The sequence below is a fragment of the Acetatifactor sp. genome, from assembly GCF_982438285.1.
Genome location: NZ_CEWDFQ010000508.1, coordinates 1 through 1,559 on the forward strand (window position 1 = coordinate 1; position 1,559 = coordinate 1,559).

The 1,559-nt window shown below is 52.1% G+C and carries 1 protein-coding gene; it reads right to left on the reverse strand.

What is annotated here, in order from left to right; all coding sequences use genetic code 11:
- Positions 1-1,525 (reverse strand): DNA-directed RNA polymerase subunit beta' (locus tag AC1WIP_RS15755; RefSeq protein ID WP_481142716.1); only part of this gene is annotated, 1,525 nt, incomplete at its 3' end.
- Between the last annotated feature and the right edge of the window lie 34 nt (positions 1,526-1,559).

The window sequence follows — 1,559 nt, forward strand, 5'->3', positions numbered from 1 at the left end:
AGTAGATTCCCAAAACCATATCCTGAGAAGGAACGGCAACAGGACCGCCGTCTGAGGGCTTTAACAGGTTGTTGGGAGACAGAAGCAGGAAACGGCACTCCGCCTGTGCCTCCACGGACAAGGGAAGATGCACCGCCATCTGGGCTCCGTCAAAGTCTGCGTTGAACGCAGTACATACCAGAGGATGCAGCTTGATTGCCTTACCCTCTACCAAAATGGGCTCAAAAGCCTGTATGCCAAGTCTGTGCAGAGTCGGAGCTCGGTTGAGCATCACGGGATGCTCCTTGATCACCTCCTCCAGCACATCCCAGACCTGGGTGTCAAGTCTTTCCACCAGCTTCTTTGCATTTTTAATATTCTGGCTGATGCCTCTGGCAACCAGCTCCTTCATCACAAAGGGCTTGAACAGCTCGATTGCCATCTCCTTGGGAAGACCGCACTGATAAATCTTAAGCTCCGGCCCCACCACGATAACGGAACGTCCGGAGTAGTCAACACGCTTTCCCAACAGGTTCTGACGAAACCGTCCGGATTTTCCCTTTAACATATCAGAAAGGGATTTTAACGCCCTGTTGCCAGGGCCCGTAACGGGACGTCCTCTCCTGCCGTTGTCGATCAGAGCGTCCACCGCCTCCTGAAGCATTCTCTTCTCATTGCGCACGATAATATCAGGCGCGCCCAGCTCCAAAAGCCTCTTCAGACGATTATTCCTGTTAATAATTCTTCTATACAGATCGTTTAAATCGGATGTGGCAAACCGTCCGCCGTCCAGCTGTACCATAGGGCGGATATCGGGGGGAATCACCGGAATCACATCCATGATCATCCACTCAGGCTTATTTCCCGAGCCACGGAAGGCCTCCACTACCTCAAGGCGCTTTATGATTCTGGCCCGCTTCTGGCCGGAGGACTCTCTCAGTCCTGTCTTCAATTCCGCAGATTCCTTTTCCAGATCAATGGCCTGCAGAAGCTCCTTGATTGCCTCCGCTCCCATGCCTACACGGAATTTATTGCCCCAGGTCTCCCTTGCGTCCTGATATTCCTTCTCCGACAACACCTGCTTGTACTCCAGATTGGATTCTCCGGCGTCCAAAACGATGTAGGATGCGAAATACAAAACCTTCTCCAGCACTCTGGGGGACAGATCCAGAATCAGCCCCATGCGGCTGGGAATCCCCTTGAAATACCAGATATGGGATACCGGAGCCGCAAGCTCTATGTGGCCCATTCTCTCTCTGCGGACGCTGGACTTGGTCACCTCAACGCCGCAGCGGTCACAGACAACGCCCTTGTATCTGATTTTTTTATACTTGCCACAGTGGCACTCCCAATCCTTGCTGGGTCCGAAAATCCTCTCGCAGAACAGACCATCCCTCTCAGGCTTCAAGGTCCTGTAATTTATGGTTTCCGGCTTCAGCACCTCGCCATGGGACCACTCACGGATTTTGTCCGGTGAGGCCAAGCCGATTTTTATGGCATCGAATGTCATGGGCTGATAGGTAGATTCATTCTTTGTTTCTGGCATTAATGGCACTCCCTTCTGATTTTAAAATTCGTCC